The organism is Acidovorax sp. 94, assembly GCF_003634645.1.
GTDB classification, from domain to species: Bacteria; Pseudomonadota; Gammaproteobacteria; order Burkholderiales; family Burkholderiaceae_C; genus Acidovorax; species Acidovorax facilis.
Map to the genome: position 1 here is coordinate 1,470,192 of NZ_RBJA01000001.1, position 26,200 is coordinate 1,496,391.

Annotated in this window: 19 protein-coding genes; 7 read left to right on the plus strand and 12 right to left on the minus strand. The window is 63.1% G+C overall.

What is annotated here, in order from left to right; all coding sequences use genetic code 11:
• Nucleotides 1-5: 5 nt before the first annotated feature.
• Nucleotides 6-2,936 carry an EAL domain-containing protein gene (locus C8C94_RS06905; protein WP_121420199.1) on the minus strand — a complete coding sequence of 977 codons (2,931 nt, stop codon included), beginning with the start codon at nt 2,934-2,936 and terminating at the stop codon, nt 6-8.
• Between the two features lie 505 nt (nt 2,937-3,441).
• Here C8C94_RS06905 and C8C94_RS06910 point away from each other — a divergent pair.
• The 3 genes from C8C94_RS06910 to C8C94_RS06920 are packed head-to-tail and all read left to right on the plus strand — an operon-like array spanning nt 3,442 to nt 8,161.
• Entirely contained in the window at nt 3,442-3,876 is a 435-nt protein-coding gene (locus tag C8C94_RS06910; protein ID WP_233573424.1) for a molybdopterin-dependent oxidoreductase, read from the plus strand.
• 36 nt (nt 3,877-3,912) lie between these two features.
• Complete coding sequence (locus tag C8C94_RS06915) at nt 3,913-6,972, plus strand: response regulator (RefSeq protein ID WP_121420200.1); 3,060 nt, start codon at nt 3,913-3,915, stop codon at nt 6,970-6,972.
• A complete protein-coding gene (locus tag C8C94_RS06920) occupies nt 6,965-8,161 on the plus strand; it encodes a two-component system response regulator (RefSeq protein ID WP_121420201.1) in 1,197 nt (398 codons plus the stop codon). The genes C8C94_RS06915 and C8C94_RS06920 overlap by 8 nt, the downstream gene beginning before the upstream one ends.
• An 11-nt stretch (nt 8,162-8,172) precedes the next feature.
• Here C8C94_RS06920 and bioB read toward each other — a convergent pair whose 3' ends face one another.
• The 8 genes from bioB to scpA all read right to left on the minus strand — a co-directional run bounded on the left by bioB (nt 8,173) and on the right by scpA (nt 18,366).
• Nucleotides 8,173-9,273, minus strand: coding sequence for a biotin synthase BioB (bioB, locus tag C8C94_RS06925; protein WP_121420202.1), 1,101 nt, complete (start codon nt 9,271-9,273; stop codon nt 8,173-8,175).
• Between the two features lie 394 nt (nt 9,274-9,667).
• Entirely contained in the window at nt 9,668-10,144 is a 477-nt protein-coding gene (locus C8C94_RS06930; protein ID WP_121420203.1) for a VOC family protein, read from the minus strand.
• Nucleotides 10,145-10,229: 85 nt separating this feature from the next.
• Entirely contained in the window at nt 10,230-11,060 is an 831-nt protein-coding gene (locus tag C8C94_RS06935) for a YdcF family protein (RefSeq protein ID WP_370449742.1), read from the minus strand.
• Complete coding sequence (locus C8C94_RS06940) at nt 11,053-13,101, minus strand: acetyl/propionyl/methylcrotonyl-CoA carboxylase subunit alpha (RefSeq protein WP_121420204.1); 2,049 nt, start codon at nt 13,099-13,101, stop codon at nt 11,053-11,055. Before C8C94_RS06940 ends, C8C94_RS06935 begins: the two co-directional genes overlap by 8 nt.
• 21 nt (nt 13,102-13,122) lie before the next feature.
• Entirely contained in the window at nt 13,123-14,655 is a 1,533-nt protein-coding gene (locus C8C94_RS06945; protein ID WP_121420205.1) for an acyl-CoA carboxylase subunit beta, read from the minus strand.
• 35 nt (nt 14,656-14,690) lie between these two features.
• A complete protein-coding gene (meaB, locus tag C8C94_RS06950) occupies nt 14,691-15,710 on the minus strand; it encodes a methylmalonyl Co-A mutase-associated GTPase MeaB (protein ID WP_121420206.1) in 1,020 nt (339 codons plus the stop codon).
• Nucleotides 15,707-16,177 carry a GNAT family N-acetyltransferase gene (locus C8C94_RS06955; protein ID WP_233573425.1) on the minus strand — a complete coding sequence of 157 codons (471 nt, stop codon included), beginning with the start codon at nt 16,175-16,177 and terminating at the stop codon, nt 15,707-15,709. Before C8C94_RS06955 ends, meaB begins: the two co-directional genes overlap by 4 nt.
• Before the next feature lie 17 nt (nt 16,178-16,194).
• Complete coding sequence (gene scpA, locus C8C94_RS06960; RefSeq protein WP_121420207.1) at nt 16,195-18,366, minus strand: methylmalonyl-CoA mutase; 2,172 nt, start codon at nt 18,364-18,366, stop codon at nt 16,195-16,197.
• Nucleotides 18,367-18,508: 142 nt separating this feature from the next.
• Here scpA and C8C94_RS06965 point away from each other — a divergent pair, with 142 nt between their 5' ends.
• Together C8C94_RS06965 and C8C94_RS06970 are read left to right on the plus strand one after the other, a co-directional pair.
• Nucleotides 18,509-19,144: a GntR family transcriptional regulator gene (locus C8C94_RS06965; RefSeq protein WP_121420208.1), complete on the plus strand. Its 636-nt coding sequence runs from the start codon at nt 18,509-18,511 to the stop codon at nt 19,142-19,144.
• A 235-nt stretch (nt 19,145-19,379) separates the two neighbouring features.
• Entirely contained in the window at nt 19,380-21,239 is a 1,860-nt protein-coding gene (locus C8C94_RS06970; RefSeq protein ID WP_121420209.1) for a long-chain fatty acid--CoA ligase, read from the plus strand.
• An 18-nt stretch (nt 21,240-21,257) separates the two neighbouring features.
• On the opposite strand, the gene C8C94_RS06975 is transcribed toward C8C94_RS06970, so the two are convergent.
• Both C8C94_RS06975 and C8C94_RS06980 read right to left on the minus strand, forming a co-directional pair.
• On the minus strand, nt 21,258-22,196 hold the full coding sequence (locus C8C94_RS06975) for a GSU2403 family nucleotidyltransferase fold protein (protein ID WP_121420210.1): 939 nt from the start codon (nt 22,194-22,196) through the stop codon (nt 21,258-21,260).
• Nucleotides 22,197-22,223: 27 nt separating this feature from the next.
• Nucleotides 22,224-23,363: a saccharopine dehydrogenase family protein gene (locus tag C8C94_RS06980; protein WP_121420211.1), complete on the minus strand. Its 1,140-nt coding sequence runs from the start codon at nt 23,361-23,363 to the stop codon at nt 22,224-22,226.
• Nucleotides 23,364-23,533: 170 nt separating this feature from the next.
• Between C8C94_RS06980 and C8C94_RS06985 the strand changes: the two genes are divergently transcribed.
• Complete coding sequence (locus tag C8C94_RS06985; RefSeq protein ID WP_121420212.1) at nt 23,534-23,980, plus strand: Lrp/AsnC family transcriptional regulator; 447 nt, start codon at nt 23,534-23,536, stop codon at nt 23,978-23,980.
• A gap of 97 nt (nt 23,981-24,077) precedes the next feature.
• On the opposite strand, the gene C8C94_RS06990 is transcribed toward C8C94_RS06985, so the two are convergent.
• Nucleotides 24,078-24,665: a lysophospholipid acyltransferase family protein gene (locus tag C8C94_RS06990; protein ID WP_121420213.1), complete on the minus strand. Its 588-nt coding sequence runs from the start codon at nt 24,663-24,665 to the stop codon at nt 24,078-24,080.
• 263 nt (nt 24,666-24,928) lie between these two features.
• Here C8C94_RS06990 and C8C94_RS06995 point away from each other — a divergent pair, with 263 nt between their 5' ends.
• Nucleotides 24,929-26,110, plus strand: coding sequence for an alkane 1-monooxygenase (locus C8C94_RS06995; RefSeq protein WP_121420214.1), 1,182 nt, complete (start codon nt 24,929-24,931; stop codon nt 26,108-26,110).
• Nucleotides 26,111-26,200 lie beyond the last annotated feature (90 nt).

Sequence of the window (26,200 nt, forward strand, 5' to 3'; positions counted from 1 at the left end):
AGAGTTCAAGCCGCACTGCCTGGCACCAAGACCAGCAATCGACCTCGTGAATGATTTTCTCCTCCGATGGAGCGGCATACAACGCGAAACGTCTCTCCCGCGAGTTGCACATCGTGATAGCTCTGATCGGCGGCTCGCCATACATGGCGCAGATCTGCCGGTAGCACGTCGTCCGCATCCTGTCCCAACAACGCGGTGGTCCTTCCAAACAATGCTTCGGCATCTGCATTCACAAATGCCACCATGCCCTCCAGGTCCACCCCAATGACCGCCGCAGGAATATGATCCAAGACCTCCCGTGCGACGCTCAGGCTACTCTCTTCGCGGTGAATCTGCTCACGTTGATTCGTTAGCAACTGTTGCAAACGGTCATTCACTGCAGTGAGTTCATCGTTGGCTCGCAGAACTGCGCTCGCCAGCCGCCGATTCTCATCGGCCATTCCCTTTTGAGAGAACGCTTCCGCCACATGCCCGCGAAGCCGCTCGTCATCCCATGGTTTCGTGAGGAACTTGTAGATGGCCCCTTCATTGATCGCATCGGTGATGGACTGAAGCTCCGTGTAGCCAGACAGCACCATTCGTACGGTGTCTGGATACAGCTCCTTGGCCCGGCGCAGGAACTCCACCCCCGTCATACCGGGCATCCGCTGGTCCGAGACAATCACATCCACCGAGTTTTCGGCCAGCCTTTGCAAACCTTGCGCCCCGCTGTTGGCCGTCACGATGTGATAGCCATCCCGACGCAGCAATCTGCGCAACGCAGAAACAATGCTGTCCTCGTCATCAACGAGCAACAAGGTACGTTGTTGGGCGCGGCGCAATAACAAGTGCTCAGGCAAGGCCTTGCTTTCACGCAACAGGGAACCCATGGCGTCGGCCGTTAGCAGCCCGCTGAAATAGTGCCCTTGCATCTGGTCGCAGCCGTTGGCGATGAGCAACGCCAGTTGCCCCTCGGTCTCAACACCTTCTGCCAACACTCTCATCTGCAGGCTGTGCGCCATGTTGATGATCGCGCGCGTGATGGACACGTCTTGAGAAGCTGCCGTGACGTCGTGGACAAACGAGCGGTCTACCTTCACCACGTCAATGGGCAGTGTGCGCAGGTAGCTCAGGCTGGAATAGCCGGTGCCAAAATCATCCAGCGAAATCTCGATGCCCAGGGTCTTGAGGTCGCCCAGAATCCGCGCGATGCGAGTGCTTTCCCCCATGAGCGCACCCTCGGTGATCTCCAGCCCCAGCAGCCTTGGATCAAGGCCGGTTTCGATGAGGATCTTTTCTATCTTCTGAGCCAGATCGGGTTGTTGAAGCTGGCGAGCCGACAGGTTGACGGCAACCCGGCACATGGAATGACCAGCGCGCTGCCATTCCAGCGCCTGGAGGCAGGCGGTGCGCAGAACCCATTCACCGATCGGCACGATCAGGCCGGTTTCTTCAGCGGCCCGGATATAGCTGGACCGGGAAATTAATGCGCCATCGGGGGATTTCCATTCAAGGAATGCCTCGGCACCAACGATGGCCCCGCTGACCAATTCGAGTTTGGGCTGAAAATGCAGTTCAAACTCGTTGCGTTCCAAAGCTCGACGCAGTCCCGACTCCATGACAAGCCTGGAGATCGCCTTGGAATGCATGCCCGAACTGAAAACGCAGATTTGGTTCTTGCCCAGCTCATGGGCGCGATACATCGCCGCTTGCGCTTGCTGGAGCAGTTTTTCAGGATCATCCCCGCGCACGGGGTAAAGGGATATTCCGATATCGCAGGTCACCTTGATCTCGTTGTCGCCAATGGCAACTGGAAGGGACAGCGCATCTACCAATGAGGCGGCGGTGCCCCGTGCCATGGCTTCATCCACAGAGTCTTCCCGAGCCAGCACCAAGGAAAACTCGCCGCTTCCAAAGTGCGCCAGCAGGTCGTCCTGGGAAACCTGGGGCTGGAGCCGTCTGCCGACCTCCATGAGCAACTGATCCCCAGCTGCGTGGCCCAGTGATTCACTGACAAGCTTGAGTCTGTCAATCTCAACGCTCAGGACTGCAATGTGACGCCCTCCCCGCGCGGCCTCGCGCATTTTGGTATCAAGGTATTCCGTCAGCGCGTTGCGGTTCGGCAGCCCGGTGATTTCGTCGGTATTCGCGAGCTTGTCCAGTTTCTGTTCGGCCGCCCGCTGCAGGGTGATGTCCTGCAGGAGTGTGACCGTCCTGATCACCTTTCCGCCTTCATCGGCCTCGGCAAGAACCCGGTGCAGCACCGTGCGCAAGCTGCCGTCGGTGTGAACAATACGGTGCTGAAACTCGCAGACGTCGTCGGGGGAAACGCCCTCGCTGATGGCCTGAACATAGGGGCGCTCTACCGAAGGTACGCGCGCCAGCATCCAGTCTGTGCCGGGGGGCGTCTCGGTGAGCGGGATTCCCAAGATGGCATGCATGCCTGACGACAGGGTGACCGTGCCGGACACCAAGTCCACCTCCGCAGAACCAATGCGTGCAAGCTCTTCAGCATTGCGAAACAGCTGAACACGCTGCTGCGCGTACCGCGTGGCCGCCTGGATTGCACTGACGTCATGCAAAGTGACCAGGTCCGCTGCTTGCGCCGACAGAAAAATGCGCACGCCCCAGACCTGGGCGCTGAACCGCTCGCCGTTCTTGCGCAGGCATTCGACCTCATAGGCTTTGCCTGGGACCCCCGCTACCCGGGCGTTCGTCTGCTCCCGCACCATGTCCCGGTGCTCGGGCACGCACAGCAGCATGGGATCCATGCCTCTGAGCATCTCTTCCTTGGAGTATCCGAAAAGCTCCAGGAGCTTGGGATTCACAAAAAGGAACCGCCCCTTCTGAATCACAAAGACGGCCGCCTGCACCTGATCTACCAACAGCCGGTAGTCGGGTTCAGAAAGTGCCATTTCCTGTTCAAACGGCCGGTCTTCAGTATCGAAACTACCCATGGTGAGATGCCTTGCCAACACGGAAATGATGCGACAACGGTATGCGATGCAGGGCTGTGCGGTTCATTGAGGACCTCTGTGGCCTCACTACCGACGGCGCTGCATTGCGCAGATAGGGGGCCAACGCTTGCAGAGCTTTCGTGAGCCCATGCACCTCCCTCCCGAATGATGGGCGCAGGCGACAAACCTGCTTTGGAATATCGGCCCTGCTGCCCACTGTACTTATCCCCTTTGAGCTTGTCACGGCCTTGCAGCGAGTGCACAGGCAGGGTATGTCCTGCTATGCCGTGTGAGCGCAGCCCTGGTAGGTGTACCCATCTGCGTCGCTGGAGCATCACAAGACCCATGCTGCTAGAAAACGATTTACATTTTGGGCAACTGTCTGCAAGACTGTTGCAAAAGGGGGAGCGTTATGCATACGAGTCTTTCAGGGGCACGCGTTGCCTTGTGGCTGGGAATCGCAGTTATCGCGGTCGCTGCGGCGACGCTGCCCCAGGCCCGCGCTTTGGACAAACCCACCGGCACGGTCGTTCTGACCATCGACGGCGCGATCAGCCAGACCAACAACGGCTCGCAAGCCCAGTTCGACATGGCCATGCTGGAGAAGCTGCCCCAGCACAGCTTCTCCACCCAGACCCCCTGGTACCCCAGCGCCGTCACTTTCACTGGCCCCCTGCTGCGCGATGTGCTGGCGGCCGTGGGCGCCAAAGGCAAAAACATCACGGCGGTGGCGCTCAACGACTACAAGACGGAAATCCCCATCGACGATGCCACGCGCCACGACGTGATCGTTGCCCGGCTCATGAACAACCGCCCCATGCGTGTGCGCGAAAAGGGGCCGCTTTTCATTGTCTATCCGTTTGACACCAAGGCAGAGCTGCGCAGCGAGCTGTACTACAACCGCGCCGCCTGGCAGCTCCATATCCTGCGAATTCGCTAGTCCACCCCCTCCTCCCAACTTCCCAGGAACCACACCATGATCCGGGGCAAGCACTTTCTGCGGCTGATCATCGCGGGCCTGGTGGTCGCGTATGTGGCCATTGCCGGGGTGCAGTACCACCAGTACCGCAGCGTCGAGGCGGTCATGCGCCGGGGCGACGTCAATGCCCTGTGGTCATTCCTGCAGCTCAATGTGGAGTACGAAAAACTCGACCACGCCCTGCACCAGTTCGAGCTGGACCCACCCAGCCTGCCCATGGACCGGCTGGAGCTGCGCTATGACCTGTTCCTGAGCCGCTTCAGCGCGCTGGAGAGCGGCACCGCCCGCACGCTGATGCAGGAGGAACCGATCTACGCCACAGCCCTGGAAGCACTGCAGAAGTTTGTCGCCGCAGGGGACAACCATTTCGGGCAGAGTGTGGACGCGGCATCGAGCCAGACAAATATGCGTCTGTTGCGGGCCGAGCTGAACAAGCTGCGCGACATCGTTCAAGAGCTGTCGCTGCAGGCATCGCGCATCTCCGCCTTGCTGGGCGACCGGCGCAACGAAGAGGTCAAGCACCAGACCCTGCTGACCACCGGGCTGACCGCGTTCCAGGCCATCCTGACCTTTTTGCTGGCCATTGCCATGGCGCGCCAGTTCCTCCAGCGTGAAAAGGCCACTTCTCAGGCCCTGGAGGCCCAGGCCGAGCTGGTGGAAGCCCTCAAGCGCAACGAGGAAGCCCTGGAGGCCCGGGTAGCCCAGCGCACCACGGAGCTGCAGCGAGCCAACGCCGCGCTGCAGGAACATGAGGATGAACTGGAGGTGGCCCGCGCCAAGGCAGAGGACGCATCGCGCATGAAATCAGACTTCCTGGCCAACATGAGCCACGAGATCCGCACGCCCATGAACGCCGTGATTGGCATGAGCCACCTGGCGCTGGCCACCGAGCTGACCGCGCGCCAGCGCGACTACGTCGAAAAGATCCAGCGGTCGGGACAGCACCTGCTGGGCCTGATCAATGACATCCTGGATTTCAGCAAGATCGAGGCGGGCAAGCTCGAAGTCGAGGTGGTGGATTTCGACCTGCATGCCGTGCTCGACAACGTGGCCAACCTGCTGGGCGAGAAATGCGCCAGCAAAGGCCTGGAGCTGATGTTCGACGTGGACTCCCACCTGCCCGCCGACTTGCGTGGAGACCCCCTGCGGCTGGGGCAGATCCTGGTGAACTACGCCAACAATGCCGTCAAGTTCACGGACGAGGGCGAGATCATCGTGCGGGTACGCGAAGCAGCGCGGGATACCCAGGGCGTGCTGCTGCGCTTTGAAGTGCAGGACACGGGCATCGGCCTGACCGAAGAACAGCAGGCGCGCCTGTTTCGCTCATTTGAGCAGGCCGACACCTCGACCACGCGCAAGTACGGCGGCACCGGCCTGGGCCTGGCGATTTCCAAGAAACTGGCCAGCCTGATGGGCGGCGAGGCGGGCGTGCACAGCGCGCCGGGCAAGGGCAGCACCTTCTGGTTCACGGCGCGACTGGGTTTGGGCGCGGCCGTGCAGCGGCCACTGCTGCCGGAACCCGACCTGCGTGGCCGCCGCGTGCTGGTGGTGGACGACAGCGAACAGGCCCGGCAGATCCTGGCCGAGCTGCTGTCCAGCATGAGTTTTTCGGTCACGCTGGCCAGTTCGGGGGCGCAGGCCGTGGACCTGGCACGCGCCGCGGACCTGGCAGGCAGGCCCTGCGAAATCGCCTTTCTGGACTGGAAGATGCCTGGTATGGACGGTTTTGAAACCGCCCGCCAGCTGGCCCAACTGCCCCACCCTCCGCGCCCGGTCATCGTCACCGCGCATGGGCGTGACGACGTTCTGGCCGAACTCACACGCACCGGCATCGGGCTGATGCTGACCAAGCCCGTCAACCCATCTCAGCTTTTTGATGCCGCCATGCGGGCACTGGGGGGCGCGCAGCGGGTGGACGACGGGCGGCGCCTGCCAGCCTCAGCGGCACGGGGCGCCAACCTGGCATCGATCCAGGGGGCGCGCGTGCTGCTGGTGGACGACAACGACCTGAACCAGCAGGTGGGCAGCGAACTGCTGGCCAGCGCCGGGCTGGTGGTGGATGTGGCCGACAACGGCCAGGCCGCACTCGACATGCTGGCCCGAGGCACCTATGACATCGTCCTCATGGACATGCAGATGCCGGTGATGGACGGCCTCACCGCCACGCGCCAATTGCGCCAGAACCCCGCCTGGGCGCGCCTGCCGGTGCTGGCGATGACCGCGAACGCGATGAGCGGCGACCGCGAGCAGTGCCTGGAAGCGGGCATGAACGGCCACATAGCCAAGCCCATTGACCCCGACGCGCTGTTCGCCGCCCTGCTGCAATGGATTGCACTGCCGCACTCTGGAGGCGCCAGCGGCAAGACTGTTGCCCTGCAACCTACAATGCCTGGCGCTCCTTCCTTGGCGCTGGCGGACACCCCCGACCCGCTGACACACATCGAAGGCCTGGACACCGCCGCCGGGCTGCGGCGTGTACTCGGCAAACGTACGGCCTATGAGAGCCTGCTGCGCAAATTCGTGGCCGGACAAGGCAGCGCGGTGAAAGAAGCGCGCGCGCACCTCGCGGCCGGCCAGCCAGAGGCGGCGCAGCGCGCCATGCACACACTCAAAGGTACCGCTGCCACCATAGGCGCGGTGGGCCTGGCCGAACTGGCAGGCGCGGCGGAGCAAGCCATTGCACACAACGCGATCGCCGACGCCCTCGAAGCCCTGCTCCCGCCCGTAGACACCGCCTGCCAGACCCTGGTGGCTGCGCTGCAGAGCGCCCTGCCCCCTGAGGCAGACACGCCCGGCACGGGGAGCGCTGCCAGAACCCCGTTGGATGGCGCGCAGGCCCGCGCATTGGTGGAACGCCTTGGCGCCCTGCTGGAAGACAGTGATTCCGACGCCATCGAGTTGTTCAAGGACTCCGGCCCCAGTCTTCAGGCCCTGCTGGGCCCCGCCTACGCCGACATGAAGCGGCTGCTCGACAACTACCTCTTTGCCGATGCGCTCGACGTGCTGCGCAAGGCGGGGAACGATATACAACACAAGGAGGACCCAGTTCATGAATAGCCCATTGGAATTGAGCGGCAAATGCACGGTGCTGGTGGTGGATGACACCCCGGGCAATCTGTCGCTGATGAGCGACCTCCTGCGCCCCGACTACAAGGTCAAGCTGGCACCCACCGGCGAACGCGCGCTGCAGATCGTGGCGGCCGAAAGGCCCGACCTGATCCTGCTCGACATCATGATGCCGGACATGGATGGCTACGAGGTGCTGCGGCGCCTGCAATTCAACCCCGAGACCGAAGACATTCCGGTGATTTTCCTCACCGCCATGAGCGCCACCGACGACGAAACGGTGGGGCTGGAGCTGGGCGCAGTAGACTACATCACCAAGCCCGTCAACCCCGCCATCACCATGGCGCGCGTGCGCAACCATCTGCAGCTCAAGCGAGGGCGGGATTTGCTGGCCCACCACAACCACTTTCTGGAGCAGGAGGTGGCCAACCGCACGCGCGCCCTGGCGGAGCTGCAGGACGCCACCATCCGCGCCATGGCATCGCTGGCCGAAACGCGTGACAACGAGACCGGCAACCATATCCGCCGCACGCAGCACTATGTGGAAGCGCTGGCCCGCAAGCTGCAGGACCATCCGCGCTTTCGCGACGAACTCACGGAAGACGCCATCCAGGTGATCTTCAAGTCCGCCCCCCTGCACGACATTGGCAAGGTTGGCATCCCCGACCGCATCCTGCTCAAGCCGGGCAAGCTGACGCCTGAAGAGTTCGAGATCATGAAGACCCACACCACGCTGGGCCGGGACGCCATCGTGGCGGCAGAAACCGAAACCACGCAAAACAACCCGTTCTTTCGCTACGCCAAGGAGATCGCCTACAGCCACCAGGAAAAGTGGGACGGCTCAGGCTACCCCGAAGGGCTGGTGGGCAACACCATCCCCCTGTCGGCACGGCTCATGGCGGTGGCCGATGTGTATGACGCGCTGATCTCCGAGCGCGTGTACAAGGCCGCCTTCTCCCATGAGACGGCGGTAGAAATCATCCGCGACGGCCGAGGTAGCCACTTCGACCCCGACATGGTGGACGCCTTCCTCTCGCTCTCCGAAGAGTTCCGGCGCATTGCGCAGCAGTTTGCCGACAGCGAACATGCGCTGCAGGCGCAACGCGACCGCATTGCCCAGGACCTCTCTACCGAGGGTGTGGTCATCGGCGAAGGCAGCGTCAGCAGCAGCGGCGGCTAACCGCCACGCTCTCAGCAGCAGGCGCCTGCGGCGCTTTCCTCTGCCCCACTTTCAGAGGAAGTGGTGGTGCGGTGTCCGTTGAGGCCCAGCTTGGCCAGCAGTTGCACGTCGGCCTCGACATCGGGGTTGCCGGTCACCAGCAGCTTGTCGCCATAAAAGATGGAGTTGGCGCCCGCCATGAAACACAGCGCCTGCACGGCTTCGCCCATCTGCTGGCGCCCTGCGGACAGGCGCACCCGGGCCTTGGGCATGGTGATGCGGGCCACGGCGATCATGCGCACAAAATCGAACGGGTCGATGGGCTCGCTGTCAGCCAGGGGCGTGCCGGGCACGCGCACCAGGCTGTTGATGGGCACCGACTCGGGGTACGGCTGCAGGTTGGCCAGCTGGGCGATCAGGCCAGCGCGGTGCACGGGCGCCTCGCCCATGCCCACAATCCCACCGCAGCACACGCTGATGCCCGCGCTGCGCACATGCGCCAGTGTGTCCAGCCGGTCCTGGTAGGCGCGGGTGCTCACCACATCGGTGTAGTACTCAGGGGCGGTGTCCAGGTTGTGGTTGTAGTAGTCCAGCCCCGCATCCTTGAGGGCCTGCGCCTGGTGCGATTCGAGCATGCCCAGGGTGGCGCAGGTCTGCAGGCCCAGGCCCTTCACGGCACCGATCAGGGCGCTGACTTTTTCGATGTCGCGGTCCTTGGGCGCGCGCCAGGCGGCGCCCATGCAAAAGCGCGTGGCCCCCGCATCCTTGGCAGCCTGGGCAGCGCGCACCACTTCGTCCACCTCCATCAGCTTGTCGGCTTTCACGCCCGTATCGAACTCGGCCGCCTGCGGGCAGTAGCCACAGTTTTCGGGGCAGCCGCCGGTTTTGACGGACAGCAGCGTGGCCAGCTCGATGTCGCCCGCAGGCCAGTGCTGGCGGTGCACGGTCTGCGCTTCAAACAGCAGGTCCATCAAGGGCTTGTCGAGCAACGCCTGGATGGCTTCCACGCTCCACGGGCCTTGTGAGGTGGCAGTGGCTGGGCGCCGATGCACCTGGACGTTTTGTACGGTGGGTGCTGGCGGCACAGGCTGGGCGGCGGGCATGGCAAGGGTCGTGGAGGACATGGCGATCAATTCCCTTCAAGGCATTCGCCCCACCGTGGCACGGAGCCACCCGAGGCTTAAGAAGTTGTTTAGCGACACCGCGCGCACGGCACACCACGGATGATTTGGCATGGCGCGCTGCGAGGTGGGCGGATTCTGGACGAGAAAACGGCACAAAAGCACGCCACAGGGTCACAAAAGATGCCAAGAAAAACGAGGCATCAACAACCGTCAAGTTCTGAATCTTTTAGGAGCAGAAGGCTGCAGGTTGATTGAACTTGCCGGGCCTTTGGGGCAGTCAGTTTCTTGGCGCCTTCAACAGCCCAGTTGTGGTGGTTATCTGCTCCCATCTGGCACTCTGTGCAGCCGAGCAGCGCCGGGAGATGGCCGACGTTGGTGCGCTTTGGAGAACGATTTTTCGCAACTATGAACCCAGTGCAGCAATCACGTCGGCCGGGGCCTGCACCAGTTCGATCAAGACGCCCTCGCCCGCAATCGGAAACTCGTCATTGCTCTTGGGGTGCAAAAACGTGATGTCGTAGCCCGCCGCGCCCTTGCGGATACCGCCGGGCGCAAAACGCACGCCCTGGGCCGTGAGCCATTCCACGGCCTTGGGCAAATCGTCGATCCACAGCCCAATGTGGTTGAGCGGCGTGGTGTGCACGGCGGGTTTTTTGTCGATGTCCAGCGGCTGCATGATGTCCACCTCGACCTTGTAGGCACCCTGCCCCATGGCCAGGATGTCTTCGTCCACGTTTTCGCGCTCGCTCTGGAAGGTGCCGGTTTGGGTGAGGCCCAGCATGTCCACCCACAGGGTTTTCATGCGCTGCTTGTCGGTGCCGCCAATGGCGACCTGCTGGATGCCCAGGACTTTGAACGGGCGATGAAGGGATGTGGTCATTGTGTTTGCTCCTTGATTGATAGCTGCTTGCGCTTATGGATAAAGCGCCAGAGGCCAATTTGACCTAAAAATACCTTGCTCCCGGCTACCCTTCGTTCAACACCCAGCTGCTGAGCGTGGCGAAGTACTCGCGCAGCCAGGCGTTGTAGCGCGTGGCCAGGGGCGTGGGTGCCGCTACCGGCACCATGTGGGTAAAGCCATGGCGCTGGGCAATGCGCAGAGCACGAGGCAGGTGGAAGTCGCTGGTCACCAGCGCGAGCGGGACCGTGGCGGCAACACCGCGCGCCTCCAGCAAGGGGCGACTTAACGCCAGATTCAGCTCGGTGCTGGTGCTGTCCTTCTCCAGCACCAGGCGTTCCGGCGCGATACCGTGGCGTTCTTGCAGATAGCGCGCCATCACCTCCGCCTCGGTATCTGTAGTGCCCCAAACTTGCCCACCACACACAGCGATCAGCGCCTCAGGCTGCAAGCGGGCCAGCGCGGCCGCTGTGTCCAGCCGCGCCGCAAGTGCCGGGCGGGGCTGTCCGTTCTGGATGCCCGCTCCCAGCACCACAATGGCCTGCACAGGCGGTGCCTCTGGCGGAGAAACGCCAGCACCCCGCAAGAAGAAAACCCAGAAAACCACCACGCTGAGCATCCACGCCGCCAAACCCCACCAGCCCACGCGCCACCACTGCTGACGCCGCCGGTCATGGTGCCGCCAGCGCGTGAGGGGTGCCCACCACACCACAATGGCCAGAAACAACGCCCCCAGCGCAACGGGCAACATGGTGCCCAGGTTGAAGTGCCCCAGAACCATCAGCACCGCGCCGTCCAGAAACAGCACCCCGCCGACCAGCGCCAGCAGCGTGCGCACAGCCACCGCCGTCATCGCAGGCTGCAGGATGGAGCGCGAGGCGAAGGCGGCATCAGACAAATTCCAGAATCACCTGATCCACCGCCAGCGACTCGCCCTTGCCCGCTGTGATCTTGCCCACCACGCCGTCTTGTGCGGCAAAGAGGATGTTCTCCATCTTCATGGCCTCGATCACGGCCAGCTTTTCACCCGCCTGCACCTTCTGGCCCGGCTGCACCGCCACATCGACCAGCAGGCCGGGCATGGGCGAGAGCAGAAACTTAGACAGATCCGGCGGTGCCTTGAACGGCATCAGCTTGTGCAGCTTGGCGCCCAGGGGCGACAGCACCAGCGCATCGATCTGCGTGCCGTTGTGCGCAATGCGCAGTGCCAGCGGGTTCTTGCCCACGCCCCGCTCCACCTGTGCCGTAAAGCCCTGGCCGTTGCAGGCACCCTGCACGCGGATCTGGCCCAGCGTGGCATTGCTACTGATTTGGTAGCTACTACCACCCACTGTTACTGCGCTGGAGCCCGATTTGTCTTCAAAGTCGGACACCGTCACCTCGTGGTGCTGGTTCTGGCCCTCGGCCCCCAGCGTGACCACCACGAACTCCTCGCCCACCTTCACCTCGTGCCCGGCCAGCTGGCCGCTGATGCCCGAGGCGCGCGCGCGGTAGCGGCGGTGCATGAACGCGGCCAGCGCCACCAGGAACAGAGGGTCGCTGTGCGGCACGTCTTCGGCATGGAAGCCCTTGCCGTAGTTCTCGGCAATGAAGCCGGTGTTGAAGTCGCCCGTCACGAACTTGGGGTGCGCCAGCAGCGCGGCCTGGAACGGGATGTTGCTGCTGATGCCGCGAATCACAAACCCGTTGAGTGCCGCGCGCATCTTGGCAATCGCATCGTTGCGGTCGGTGCCGTGCACGATGAGCTTGGCGATCATCGAGTCGTAGTACATGGGGATCTCGCCGCCTTCATACACGCCCGTGTCCACGCGCACGCCCAGCTTCTTGCTGGTGTCGGACTGGAACATGGATTCTTCCGGCGGCTGAAAGCGCACCAGGCGGCCGGTGGAAGGCAGGAAGTTGCGGAACGGGTCTTCGGCGTTGATGCGGCACTCGATGGCCCAGCCGTCGCGCTTCACATCGGCTTGCGTCAACGGCAGCTTCTCGCCCGCCGCCACGCGGATCATCAGCTCCACCAAGTCCAGGCCGGTGATGCACTCCGTCACCGGGTGCTCCACTTGCAGGCGGGTGTTCATCTCCAGAAAGTAAAAGTCCTGGTCCTTGCCGACCACGAACTCCACCGTGCCCGCGCTCTGGTACTTGACGGCCTTGGCCAGTTGCACCGCCTGCTCGCCCATCGCCTTGCGGGTGGCGTCACTGATGAAGGGCGACGGTGCCTCTTCAATCACCTTCTGGTGGCGGCGCTGGATGGAGCACTCGCGCTCGTTCAGATAAATCACGTTGCCGTGACTGTCGCCCAGCACCTGGATCTCGATGTGGCGCGGCTCCTGCACGAACTTCTCAATGAAAATGCGGTCGTCGCCAAAGCTGTTGCGGGCCTCGTTCTGGCAGCTGGCAAAGCCTTCAAACGCTTCCTTGTCGTTGAACGCCACGCGCAAGCCCTTGCCGCCGCCACCGGCCGAGGCCTTGATCATCACGGGGTAGCCAATGCCCTTGGCAATTTCCACCGCCTGCTCGGGCCCGGCAATCGCGTCGTTGTAGCCCGGGATGGTGTTGACCTTGGCCTCGTTGGCCAGCTTCTTGGACGCGATCTTGTCGCCCATGGCCGCAATCGAATGCGCCTTGGGGCCGATGAAGGCAATGCCCTCGTCTTCGCAGCGCTTGGCAAAAGCTTCGTTCTCCGAGAGGAAGCCGTAGCCGGGGTGCACGGCCTGCGCGCCGGTCTGCTTGCAGGCAGCAATGATCTTATCGGCCAGCAGGTACGACTCGCGCGATGGCGCCGCGCCGATGTGCACGGCCTCGTCGGCCAGCTTGACGTGGCGGGCTTCCTTGTCGGCGTCGGAGTAGACGGCGACGGTGGCGATGCCCATTTTCTTGGCCGTTGCAATCACTCGGCAGGCGATTTCGCCACGGTTGGCGATCAGGATTTTCGTAAACATGTTCTTATGCTCCTTGTCCGCTCACAGTGGGATGTTGCCGTGCTTGCGCCACGGGTTTTCGAGCTTTTTATCGCGCAGCATCACCAATGAGCGGCAGATGCGCTTGCGTGTCTCGTGCGGCAGGATCACATCGTCGATAAAGCCGCGTGCACCGGCCACGAACGGGTTGGCAAAACGCTGCTTGTATTCCGCCTCACGCGCGGCCAGCTTCACCGGGTCGTTCTTGTCTTCGCGGAAGATGATTTCCACCGCGCCCTTGGCGCCCATCACCGCGATCTCGGCGTTGGGCCAGGCCAGGTTCACGTCACCGCGCAGGTGCTTGGAGCTCATCACGTCGTACGCGCCGCCGTAGGCCTTGCGGGTGATGACGGTGATCTTGGGCACGGTGCACTCGGCATATGCGTACAGCAGCTTGGCGCCGTGCTTGATGATGCCGCCGTACTCCTGGCTGGTGCCGGGCATGAAGCCGGGCACATCCACAAACGTGACCACCGGGATGTTGAACGCATCGCAAAAGCGCACAAAGCGTGCGGCCTTGATGGAACTCTTGATGTCCAGGCAGCCCGCCAGCACCAGCGGCTGGTTGGCTACGATGCCCACGGTCTGGCCTTCCATGCGGGCAAAGCCGATCAGGATGTTCTTGGCGTACTCGGGCTGCAGCTCAAAGAAGTCCCCGTCGTCCACCGTCTTGAGGATCAGCTCCTTCATGTCGTAGGGCTTGTTGGGGTTCTCGGGCACCAGGGTGTCGAGGCTCAGGTCCATGCGGTCGGCCGGGTCGTTGCTCTTGCGAACCGGGGCTTTTTCGCGGTTGTTGAGCGGCAGGTAGTTGTACAGGCGGCGCAGCATCATCAGCGCCTCCACGTCATTCTCAAACGCCATGTCGGCCACACCGCTCTTGGTCGTGTGCGTCACGGCGCCGCCCAGTTCTTCGGCGGTGACTTCTTCGTGCGTCACGGTCTTGACCACCTCGGGGCCGGTCACGAACATGTACGAGCTGTCCTTCACCATGAAGATGAAGTCCGTCATGGCGGGCGAGTACACGGCGCCACCGGCGCTGGGGCCCATGATCATGCTGATCTGCGGAATCACGCCACTGGCCAGCACGTTCTTCTGGAACACGTCGGCATAGCCGCCCAAAGACGCCACACCTTCCTGGATGCGCGCACCGCCCGAGTCGTTGAGGCCAATGACCGGCGCGCCCACCTTCATGGCCTGGTCCATTACCTTGCAGATTTTTTCGGCATGGGTTTCAGACAGCGCACCGCCAAACACCGTGAAGTCCTGGCTGAACACAAACACCAGGCGGCCGTTGATCATCCCGTAGCCCGTCACCACGCCATCGCCGGGGATCTTGTTGTCCTCCATGCCAAAGTCGGTGCAGCGGTGCTCGACGAACATGTCCCATTCCTCGAACGTGCCGTCGTCCAGCAGCAGCTCGATGCGCTCGCGTGCCGTGAGCTTGCCCTTGGCGTGCTGCGCATCAATGCGCTTTTGCCCGCCGCCCAGGCGTGCCAGCGCACGTTTTTTCTCCAGTTGATCCAGGATGTCTTGCATGGTCGTCCTTTGGTGAATGGGTTGGTGTCTACTATTTATTTGATAGCTGCTTGCGCTTGATGGATGTGCGCCAGCAGCAGATTTCTTGCTGCAGTCGATGCCGCAATACGTCCTGCGGCCACATCGGCCTGCATCTGGGGCAGCAGCTCACGCACCTGCGGGTGCTGGCGAAACGCGAGCTTGAGGCCTGCGTCGATGCGCTCCCACATCCACGCCAGCGCCTGCTTCTCGCGCCGCGTGGCCAGCCGCCCATTGGCGGTCTGCAACTGGCGGAACTGCGTGACGGCGGCCCAGAAGCTGTCTACGCCCTGGCCCAGCAGCGCGCTGATCTGCGCGACCTTGGGGTGCCACAGCGTTTCGTCGTGGTGTGCGTTTTCCGGATTGCCGTGTTGGCTGAGCAGGCGCAGGCTCGACGTGATCTGCGCCTCGGCCCGTGTTGCGGCGTTCTTGTCGATGTCGGCCTTGTTGATGACCACCAGGTCGGCAATCTCCATCACGCCCTTCTTGATGGCCTGCAGGTCGTCGCCTGCGTTGGGCAACTGCATCAACACGAACATATCCGTCATACCCGCTACCGCAATCTCGCTCTGGCCCACGCCCACGGTCTCGACAATGACCACGTCGTAACCCGCCGCCTCGCAGACCAGCATGGCTTCGCGGGTCTTCTCTGCGACTCCGCCCAGTGTGCCGCTGGAGGGACTGGGGCGGATGTAGGCCTTTTCGTGCACCGACAGGTGTTCCATGCGCGTCTTGTCGCCCAGGATGGAACCACCCGAGACGGTGCTGGACGGGTCGATGGTGAGCACAGCCACGCGGTGGCCCTGGCCGATCAGGTACAGGCCCAAGGCTTCGATGAAAGTGGATTTGCCCACGCCCGGAACACCGCTGATGCCGAGGCGGAAGGCCTTGCCGGTGTGGGGGAGCAATTGGGTGAGTAGCTCATCGGCCTGCGCGCGATGGTCTGCCCGCGTGGATTCGAGCAGGGTGATGGCTTTGGACATGGCGCGACGCTGGAGGGGGCCGGGTTGGCCCACGACTCCTTGGTAGAGGTTCATGGTGCAACCCCCGCCGTGCGTGCATCGAACTCCGGGCTCCACCGGTACTCCAGATCGAACTCCTGCTCTTCCACCAGCCGGAAGCCATGGCGCAGGTAAAAGCGGTTGGCGTCGCTGCCGCGCAGCGCACCCAGCGTGATGTCCTGACCCGCAGCCCGACCCTGTGCCTTGACCCATTCCAGCGCCCAGGCGCCCACACCCTGCCCCTGAGAAGCCGGGTGGATGTAGAGGTGATGCAAGCGCAGGCTGTTTGATCCTGCGTGCGGAATGAGCGTGAGGTAGCCCACACGCTCGCCACTGATGAGGATGTGCCGCATGCACGCAGGCTCGAACGCGCTGCGCAAGCGCTCCCGCACGCGCACCGGGTCAAAACGGCCCAGGCGCTCCAGGCTTTCGCGCAGGGCTTCGGCGCGAAGATCGGCCATGGGCTCGAAGTCCCCAGCGGCGACGCTGCCCAAGCTCAACATGGACGACTCCACCAAACTCACGCAGCCACAGCCTTGCGAATCTGTTCCAGCACATCCTTGGCGCTGGCCGGAATCGGTGTTCCAGGGCCGTAGATGCCCTTCACGCCCGCTTCGTACAGGTGCTCATAGTCCTGCGCCGGGATCACGCCACCGACAAACACGATGATGTCGTCGGCGCCCTGATCCTTGAGCGACTGGATGATGGCGGGCACCAGCGTCTTGTGGCCTGCGGCCAGCGTGCTCACGCCCACGGCGTGCACGTCGTTTTCAATCGCCTGGCGCGCGCACTCCTCGGGGGTCTGGAACAGCGGGCCCATGTCCACGTCAAAGCCCAGGTCGGCAAACGCGGTGGCCACCACCTTGGCGCCCCGGTCGTGCCCATCCTGGCCCAGCTTGGCGATCATCACCCGCGGGCGGCGGCCTTGTTCTTCGGCAAAGGCGTTGATTTCGGTCTTGAGTTTGTCCCAGCCTTCGGCCGAGTCATAGGCTGCTGCGTACACACCGGTCACCTTTTGTGTATCGGCGCGGTGGCGCCCAAAAACCTTCTCCAGAGCGTCCGACACCTCGCCCACCGTGGCGCGCAGGCGCACGGCTTTGATCGACAGGTCCAGCAGGTTGCCTTCGCCGCTTTCTGCTGCAGAAGTGAGAGCATCCAAGGCTTGCTGGACGAGCGCAGAGTCGCGTTTTTCTCGAATATTCTTGAGGCGCTCAATCTGGCCATCACGCACCTTCACGTTGTCGATCTGCAAGATATCGACCGGGTCTTCCTTGGCCAGTTTGTATTTGTTGACGCCGACGATCACATCCTTGCCGCTGTCGATGCGCGCCTGCTTTTCAGCCGCAGCGGCCTCGATCTTGAGCTTGGCCCAGCCGCTGTCCACGGCCTGGGTCATGCCGCCCATGGCCTCGACCTCTTCGATGATCTTCCAGGCGGCATCCATCATGTCTTGCGTCAGCTTCTCCATCATGTAGCTGCCAGCCCAAGGGTCGATCACGTTGGTGATGTGGGTCTCTTCCTGGATGATGAGCTGCGTGTTGCGCGCAATCCGGGCGGAAAACTCGGTGGGCAGCGCGATGGCTTCGTCCAGCGCGTTGGTGTGCAGGGATTGCGTGCCGCCAAACACGGCCGCCATGGCCTCGATGGTGGTGCGGACCACGTTGTTGTACGGGTCTTGCTCGGTGAGCGACCAGCCCGAGGTCTGGCAGTGTGTGCGCAGCATCAGGCTCTTGGGGTTCTTGGCGCCGGTCTCCTTCATGATGCGGCACCACAGCAGGCGCGCCGCGCGCATCTTGGCGACTTCAAGATAGAAGTTCATGCCGATGGCCCAGAAGAAGCTCAGACGCCCGGCGAATTCGTCCACGTCCAGGCCCGAGGCGATGGCGGTCTTCACGTACTCCTTGCCGTCGGCCAGCGTGAAAGCGAGTTCGAGCGCCTGGTTGGCCCCGGCTTCCTGCATGTGGTACCCCGAGATCGAGATCGAGTTGAACTTGGGCATGTTCCTGGCCGTGTAGCCAATGATGTCGCCGATGATGCGCATCGAGGGCTTGGGCGGGTAGATGTAGGTGTTGCGCACCATGAACTCTTTCAGAATGTCGTTCTGAATGGTTCCGCTGAGCTTGTCTTGCGCGACGCCCTGCTCTTCAGCCGCCACCACATAGCCTGCCAGCACGGGCAGCACCGCGCCGTTCATGGTCATCGACACGCTGACCTTGTCGAGCGGGATCTGGTCAAACAGGATCTTCATGTCCTCGACCGAATCGATTGCCACACCCGCCTTGCCCACGTCGCCCGTCACGCGCGGGTGGTCGCTGTCGTAACCCCGGTGGGTGGCCAGGTCAAAAGCCACCGACACGCCCTGCCCGCCCGCAGCCAGGGCCTTGCGGTAGAACGCGTTGGACTCTTCCGCAGTCGAAAAGCCAGCGTATTGGCGAATCGTCCAGGGTCGCACCGCGTACATCGTGGCTTGGGGGCCGCGCAGGTAGGGCTCAAAGCCCGGCAGCGTGTTGGCATACGGCAGGCTGGCCGTGTCTTCGGCCGTGTACAGCGGCTTGAGGGTGATGCCGTCGGGCGTCACCCAGTTCAGCGCGCTCACATCGCCACCCGGCGCGGACTTGGCGGCAGCCTTGGCCCAGGCCTCCAGCGATGCGGCTGCGAACTCAGGGGCGTTGTTGGTGGGTTTGTCACTCATGGCGAAAGCTACTCCGAAGATGGCATGGGGGCGTCCAACACAGCGCACAGGCGGTGACCGCACGGGTGCTGTGGTGTGGCGGCGAGTTTACATCATTCATAATTATTGATTCAAAATATTCCTCGCAGCTTACAATCCGTCCATGTCTGCCCTCACCCTCACGCCCCGCGCCCTGTACGAAGAAGTCGCCGAGCAATTGCGCCAGCGCATCTTCCGCCGCGAGCTGGAGCCCGGCAGCTGGATTGACGAATTGAAGATTGCCGAAGAATTCGGCATCAGCCGCACCCCGCTGCGCGAGGCGCTGAAGGTGCTGGCCGCCGAAGGCCTGGTCACGATGAAGGTGCGCCGTGGCGCCTACGTGACGGAGATGAGCGAAAAAGACCTGCGCGACGTGTACCACCTGCTCAGCCTCCTGGAGAGCGATGCGGCAGGCGTGGTGGCCACCACCGCCACACCGGCTCAGCTGCAAACATTGCAAGACCTGCATGCCGAGCTGGAGGCAGCCGCCAATGAGCGTGAGCGCTTTTTTGCAGTCAACGAGCGCTTTCACATGCTGCTGCTGGAGCTGGCCGACAACCGATGGCGCAGCCAGATGGTGGCCGACTTGCGCAAGGTGATGAAGCTCAACCGCCACAACTCGCTGCTCAAGCAGGGGCGGATTGAGGATTCACTGAAAGAGCACCGCGCCATCCTCGGCGCGATGATAGCGCGCGATGCCAAGGCGACGGTGAAGGCGATGCAGGCGCATTTTGCACAGGGGCTGGAAGCGGCGACCTGAGAGACGACCCGCGGCAATACGGCCTGCGAGCGATTCACCAGCGAGTGCATCTGGTCTGTTCGGGCTTTCGCCGCGCTATTGCAGCGCATCATCATTTCGTAAATCGGAATGCACCATTTGCAACACAACAGCGTGTTGCAGCGCCAGATCCCGCTGGTTCGCTCGCTATCATTCCCCGGGTTTACACCAAGGCCACGGCGTATCCCGCGCCTGACGACTTCCCCGCAGAGCCTGCATGACCCCCTCCCCCGCCGATATCGCCAGCGTGCAAACGCTGCCCCAGCTTCTCGCCTACCGCGCTGCGCGCACCCCCAACTCCGAGGCATACCGAGCCTTCGACACCAACTCCCAAGCCTGGACGAGCTTGACCTGGGCTGAGACAGCCCAACGCGTGGGCACATGGGCCCAGGCCCTGGCGGCCATGCAACTGCCCGCAGCGGCGCGCATCGCCATCCTGCTGCCCAACGGCCTGAACGCGATGTGCGCGGACCAGGCAACCTTGGGCACCGGCTGCGTTCCCGTGCCGCTGCATGCCATCGACAACCCCGGCAGCATTGCCTATATCCTGGCCGACTGCGAGGCGTCGATGCTCTTTGTGAGCCACGTGAAGCAGTGGGAAAAAATTCAGGCCGTCGGCACGCCATTTCCGGCCCTGCGTGCAGTGGTCATCACAGATGACGGCGCCTCGCTCACCGCAATACCAGCGTCTGGGGATGGCCCTGCGGTCGGTTCGCTGGTGCAATGGCTGGCCGGTGTAGCACATGCGGGCAGCGCAACCGTTCCCAAAGCCCCGGAGGCAGACGACCTGGCGGCCATCGTCTACACCTCTGGCACCACCGGCAAGCCTAAGGGCGTGATGCTGACGCACCACAACGTGGTCAGCGACGTGAAGGCGGTGCTGGAGCGCATTGCGCCCACGGTGGAGGACGTATTCCTGTCGTTCCTGCCGCTGTCGCACACCTTCGAGCGCACGGGCGGGTACTACCTGCCGATTGCGGCGGGCAGCTGCGTGGCCTATGCGCGCTCGGTGCCCCAACTGGCCGAAGACCTGAAGACGGTACGCCCCACGGTGCTGGTGTCGGTGCCGCGCATCTACGAGCGCATCCACGCCAAGCTGCTCGAAAAGTTGTCACCCACGCCCTGGAAGATGCAGCTGTATGAAGCCGCGCAGAACAAGGGCTGGGCGCGGTTTTGCGCCGCCCAAGGCTTGCCCACGCCGACTCCCGACGCCAGCAGCCAGGCCGCAGGCTGGATGGCTGTCCTGCCCTGGCCGGTGCTGGAGGCCCTGGTGGCCAAGCCGCTACTGGCCCAATTTGGCGGCCGCGTGCGCGTGGCGGTAAGCGGCGGCGCACCGCTGTCGCCCACCATTGCGAAGTGTTTTCTGGGCCTGGGGCTGCCGCTGATCCAGGGCTACGGCATGACCGAGACCGCACCGGTGGTGTCGGTCAACGCACTGGACGACAACGACCCCGCCTGCGTAGGCAAGGCATTACCCGGTGTGGAAGTGCGCATTGGCGAGAACCGCGAGCTGCAAGTGCGCGGCCCCATCGTGATGAAGGGCTATTGGAAGCGCCCGGAAGACACGGCCAAGATGTTGAACGCCGACGGCTGGCTGGGCACGGGCGACCAGGCCGAGATCGTGAACGACCGCATCTATATAAAAGGCCGCATCAAGGAAATCATCGTCACCTCCACCGGCGAAAAGATCCCGCCGGGCGACCTGGAGCTGGCCTTGCTGGCCGACCCTTTGTTGGAGCAGGCCTTTGTAGTGGGCGAAAACCGCCCCTTCATCGCCTGCGTGGCCGTGCTCAAGCGCGATGAATGGCAGCGGCTGGCGGGCGATCTGGGTCTTTCGGCCCAAGACGCCGACAGCCTGAACCACCCCAGCGTGCACCGCGCCGTGCTGGCCCGCATCGAAAAGAACACCGCCAGCTTTGCCCGATACGCCGTGCCGCGTGCGGTGCACCTGACGCTGAAGCCCTGGACCATTGAAAACACCTTCATGACGCCCACGCTCAAGCTCAAGCGCAACAACCTGATGGCGCACTTTGCCGAGGCGATTGAGGGGATGTACCAGAAGCCTGGCGGACGCTAACCCCTCGGAAGTTCACAGTCAGGACACCAGCATTCCTTGGTCGAGCAGACCTCGAACGATGTCGGCCTGGCGGCGGTCCCGGTTGCGCTTGAGTGGTTCACGCGCGGGGGCTTTTTCTGCCATCCAACGCTTGAATTTCACGAAGGTTGCCGGAGCGATGGTGCGCATCATCGCCATGTGTCCGGTGGCCGATGCCACAACGTGCTCGAAGCGCGGCGCGGTGGGCAGTACCGAAGCGCGGACGGCCTGCACAGGCCACAGATCATCCTCGTCGGAAGAGAAGCGGAAGGGGTGCGGATCGTCGCCCTCGGCCATCCTGCGCAGGAAGTCCACCTCAAAGCCTTTGGCGTTGATGGCAGTCTCGTTTTGACCTTCCTTGCGCTGGAAGGTGGAGTCTGCGCGTTGCAGCACCTGAAGCATCGACACGTCCGAACGCTCCATCTCGGTGATGAACCGCACCCTGCGGCGGGCATCCCACAGCAGATCCACATCCTGCGTAGCCAATGCGCCTTGCACGATGCGCACACCCGCTGCGCTTTCGTACGCATACAGCGAATGCGTCCCAACCACGGTGAAGTGCTCCGCTAGGCCCGCGTCTTCGAGCGCCTGCAGAATGTCGATCACCATCGCAGGGGTACGGCCGACTTTCAAGGCCTTGTTCAGCCGCTGAGCGTCAGTGAGCGCAGCGCGCAGAGTCTTGAGGCGGTCCTCCACGGCTGTCTTGCAACTTGTGAACTCTTTGTAGACCCACTCCGTTTGTTCATTGCGCGGTCCGATGCGCTCCTGGCTGTTGTCGCGCTGGGTCTTTACAAGATATTCGTAGGGGCCTTGTGCCTTCCAGTACATGCCGCCCGCATATTGCGATGCCTGTTTGCGGGTGCGCTGGTACTCCTCGAAGATGGTGATCGAGTCGATGAACTGCCGCGCAGCACTGTCCGGAAGGGGAAGATAGTCCATTGGCCGTATAAATTTCAATTTTCCATTTTATACGGCTAAATCTACTTTCAGGCGCTCCCCCGCATATGCCACCCCAAACCGGTTAGCCAGAAAATCCCCCAGCCCCACCGCTTCCTGACCTATAAAACCCCGCTGAGGCAACCGGCCTTGGGCCACCAGGTCCAGTGCTGTGCAGATGCCCGCCGCCGTGGTGAGCTGGATAGCGCTAATTGTGTGCCCCCCCACCTGGGTGCCCACGATGCGGGCGGAGTACGAGTCCTGCACCAGCCGGCCGCCCTTCAGGCCGGATGCGGTGGCAAACACCACGATCACATCCTGGTCGGTGGTCGGAATGGCCGTCTCCAGAATGTCCTTGAGCAGATCGCGCCGGTCACGCAGGCGCAGGTCGTTGAGCAGCAGCTTCAGGATGGCGTTGTGGCCGGGGTAGCGGATGGACTGGTAGTCCACCTGGCGCGCCTTGCCTGCCAGCGTCTCGGTCAATGTGCCCAGCCCGCCGGAGGTGTTGAACGCCTCGTATTCCACACCGTCGAGCGCGAAGGTTTCCAGCCCTTCCAGCGCGGGCACTGTGGTGCGCACTCCGTCCACAATGGCCTCGCAGGGGTTGCAGTATTCGTTGATGAGCCCTTCGGTGCTCCAGGTCAGGTTGTAACGCAGGGCGCCCTGGGGGTAGCGCGGAAGCGCGCCCACGCGCATGCGCAGCGTGTGCAGGGTGTCAAAACGGCGCGCCAAATCGTTGCCCACGATGCCGATGAAACCCGGGGCCAGACCACATTGGGGCATGAGCACGCTGCGGGCGTTGGCCGCCAGTGCCCGGATGGCCTGGGTGCTTGCCACGTCTTCGGTCAGGTCAAAGTAGTGCACTCCCGCTCCGGCACAAAGCGTCGCAACCGGCACGGCGCGGTGAAACGGCAGCGCGTTCAGCACGGCAAAACGGCCATCGATGGCGGTCTGCAGGCTTGCGTCGTCTGTCGCCAACTGGGTAGAGACGCCTAGCGCAGCCACCTCGGCCAGGCGCGCCGGGTCGCGGTCCACCACCAGGATGTCGTAGTCGCCGGCCTGCTGCAGCAGCAGCGCCATGGCAAAGCCGATGTGGCCCGCGCCCAGGATGGTGATGGCGCGATGGGTGGCGGCGTGGGAGGCGGTGGAGGTGTTGGAAAGGGTGGTCATAGCGGCACTCCCGGTGGTGGTCACTGCGTGAAGCAGTGAGCGGTGTTGAAGATGCCTTGATGCTAGGCAAGGAAGCTGTCAATGTGTAGCGCTAATAACGTCGAAAAATGCTCCTTGTTTTGCAATAACGGCGAATATGATGGGCGTTATGACTTTTTGAGGACTAGCCGATGGCCCTGGACGACACCGACCGCCAGCTGCTGAGCCTGCTGCAGGCCAATGCCCGCGAGGGCACGGCCACGCTGGCACGCAAGCTGGGGCTGGCCCGCACCACCGTGGTGGCGCGCATCGCACGGCTGGAGCGCTCGGGGGTGGTCGCGGGTTACGGGGTGCGACTGGGCACCCGGCTCGATGCCACCACCGTGCGGGCCTGGTGCAGCATCAGCGTGCTGCCCAAAACCGCGCCCACCGTGCTGCGCGCGCTGGAGGCCATGGCCGAGGTCGAAGAGGTATCCGCCGTGAGCGGGCCGTTTGACTATCTGGTGTTCTTGCGCTGCACCAGCCATGAGCAGCTCGATGCCCTGCTCGACAAGGTGGGGCAACTGGACGGCGTGCACCAGACGCAGACCAGCATCGTGCTCAGCCGCAAGATTGATCGCCGCAGTGTGGGGGCGTGAGCACCATTAACGCCCGCATTCACTTCATTTTTGATAGCTGCTTGCGCTTTATAGATAAGCGATAGAGCCAATTTTTACCAAAATTCAATGACCTGCATCAGGTCTCGAATTGCTTCGGGTTCTTCCCCTGGATCGGCGCATAAAACGCCTTGATACGCGCCATATCGCTGTCCAGGTCGCCCGTGGGCTCGAACACTGGCCCCAGTCCGCCCACCTTGCGGCCATAGTCCACAAACGCAAGCACGATGGGCACGCCCGCCTGCTGGGCGATGAAGTAAAAGCCTGTCTTCCAATGCCGCGTTTTGCCGCGTGTGCCCTCGGGCGGCACGATGAGTTGCATGGGGCCATCGGCCTCCCGCATCGCCTGGGCCGACGTGGCGACCAGGTTGCCGGACTGCTCCCGGTTCACCGGAATGCCGCCCAGCCAGCGCATCACGCCACCGAACGGCGCCTTGAACAGGCTGTGTTTGCCCATCCAGTACACCCGCAGGCGCAGCGAGAACGCCAGCATCAGCGTGTAAGGCAAGTCCCAGTTGCTGGTGTGGGGCGCGGCAATCAGCACACTTTTGGCGGCGTGGGTGGGCAAGGCGCCTTCAATCTTCCAGCCGGTAATGCGCAGCGTAAAGCGGGAAAAGGCGCGCAGGAGCGTGTTGACAACCGGAGTGTCAAAAATGGTGTGGTGCATGAGGGGGGAGGCAGAAAACAGGCAGCGGCGGTCGTTCCACCGTCAATCGCAAGCGCCGGGAGTATCGCCGATAGCTCCTATGCCCGGTTTTGAGGCAGGGCAACCTGCCCGCGGAGAACCTCCGTTGGCGGCATTGTCAACAATCTTCTCCCGGCCTCACTTTGGTCAAAAAGATCTGGCATTTCGAAGGCGCTTGAACAGAATGACTGGCATGGCTCTCCTTCCCCGGAGCCGCCCCACCACGCGACGCTACGCCCTGGACCATGCTGCAAGCCACCCGCAACGACGACACCACCTACCGCGACCGCAAGCGGTATGCGTGGCTGTTGTCGCTGTTGGTGCCCTGCACCGTGGCCGTGGGCCCAGCGCTCATGCTCTGGACTGGCGGGGCGCTGGTGCTGTGGACGCCGGTGGCGTTTTTCTACCTGGTGGCGCCGTTGCTGGACTGGCTGCTGGGCGTGGACCAGAGCAACCCACCCGAATCCGCCGTGCCGGCGCTGGAGCGAGACCGCTACTACCGCCGCATCACCTACCTGCTGGTGCCGGTGCTGTGGGCGGCTTTTATCTTCAGCACCTGGTTTGTGGCCACGCAGACGTTGCCCTGGCATGGTGTGCTGGCCATGGTGTTGACCACGGGCACGGTGGGCGGCTTCTGCATCAACCTGGGGCATGAGCTGGGCCATAAAAACTCCAAGCTCGAACGCTGGCTGGCCAAGTTGGTACTGGCACCCACGGCCTACGGGCACTTCTTCATCGAACACAACCGGGGCCACCACCGCGACGTGGCGACCCCGGCCGACCCGGCGTCGTCGCGCATGGGCGAGTCGATCTACCGCTTCGCGCTGCGCGAAATGCCCGGAGCCCTGCGCCGGGCCTGGGCGCTGGAGAAAGACCGGCTGGCGCGCCTGCAACAACCGCAGTTTTCCTGGCACAACGAAATCCTGCAGCCCGCGCTGATTACCCTGCTGCTATGGACCGCCCTGGCCCTGTGGCTGGGCCTTTTCGTGCTGCCGTTTCTGGTAGTGGCCTCGTTCTGGGCCAACTTTCAGCTCACCTCGGCCAACTACGTAGAGCACTACGGCCTGCTGCGCACGCAAGACGCCAGCGGCCGCTACGAGCCCTGCCAGCCACACCACTCGTGGAACAGCAACCACCTGTTCTCCAACTGGGCGCTGTTTCACCTGCAACGGCATTCCGACCACCACGCGCATCCGCTGCGGCGCTACCAGTCGCTGCGGCATTTCGACCATGTGCCGCAGCTACCGATTGGCTACTTCGGCATGTTCACCCTGGCCTACGTGCCGCCCCTGTGGCGCCGCGTGATGGACCCACGCCTGCTGGCCATGGCGGGGCGCGATGCAACCCACATCAACATCGACCCGCGCCAACGCGCCCAGGTGGTGCGCCGCTATGGGCTGCGCGAAGGGGCGCAGCCGGCGGGCTAGCACGCCCAAGGGCGCAACCGCACAGCGTTTTGTTGCAAGCCATTCGAAAGCTCTGTTTTTGATAGCAATTAGCGCTTGCTAAATAAGCGC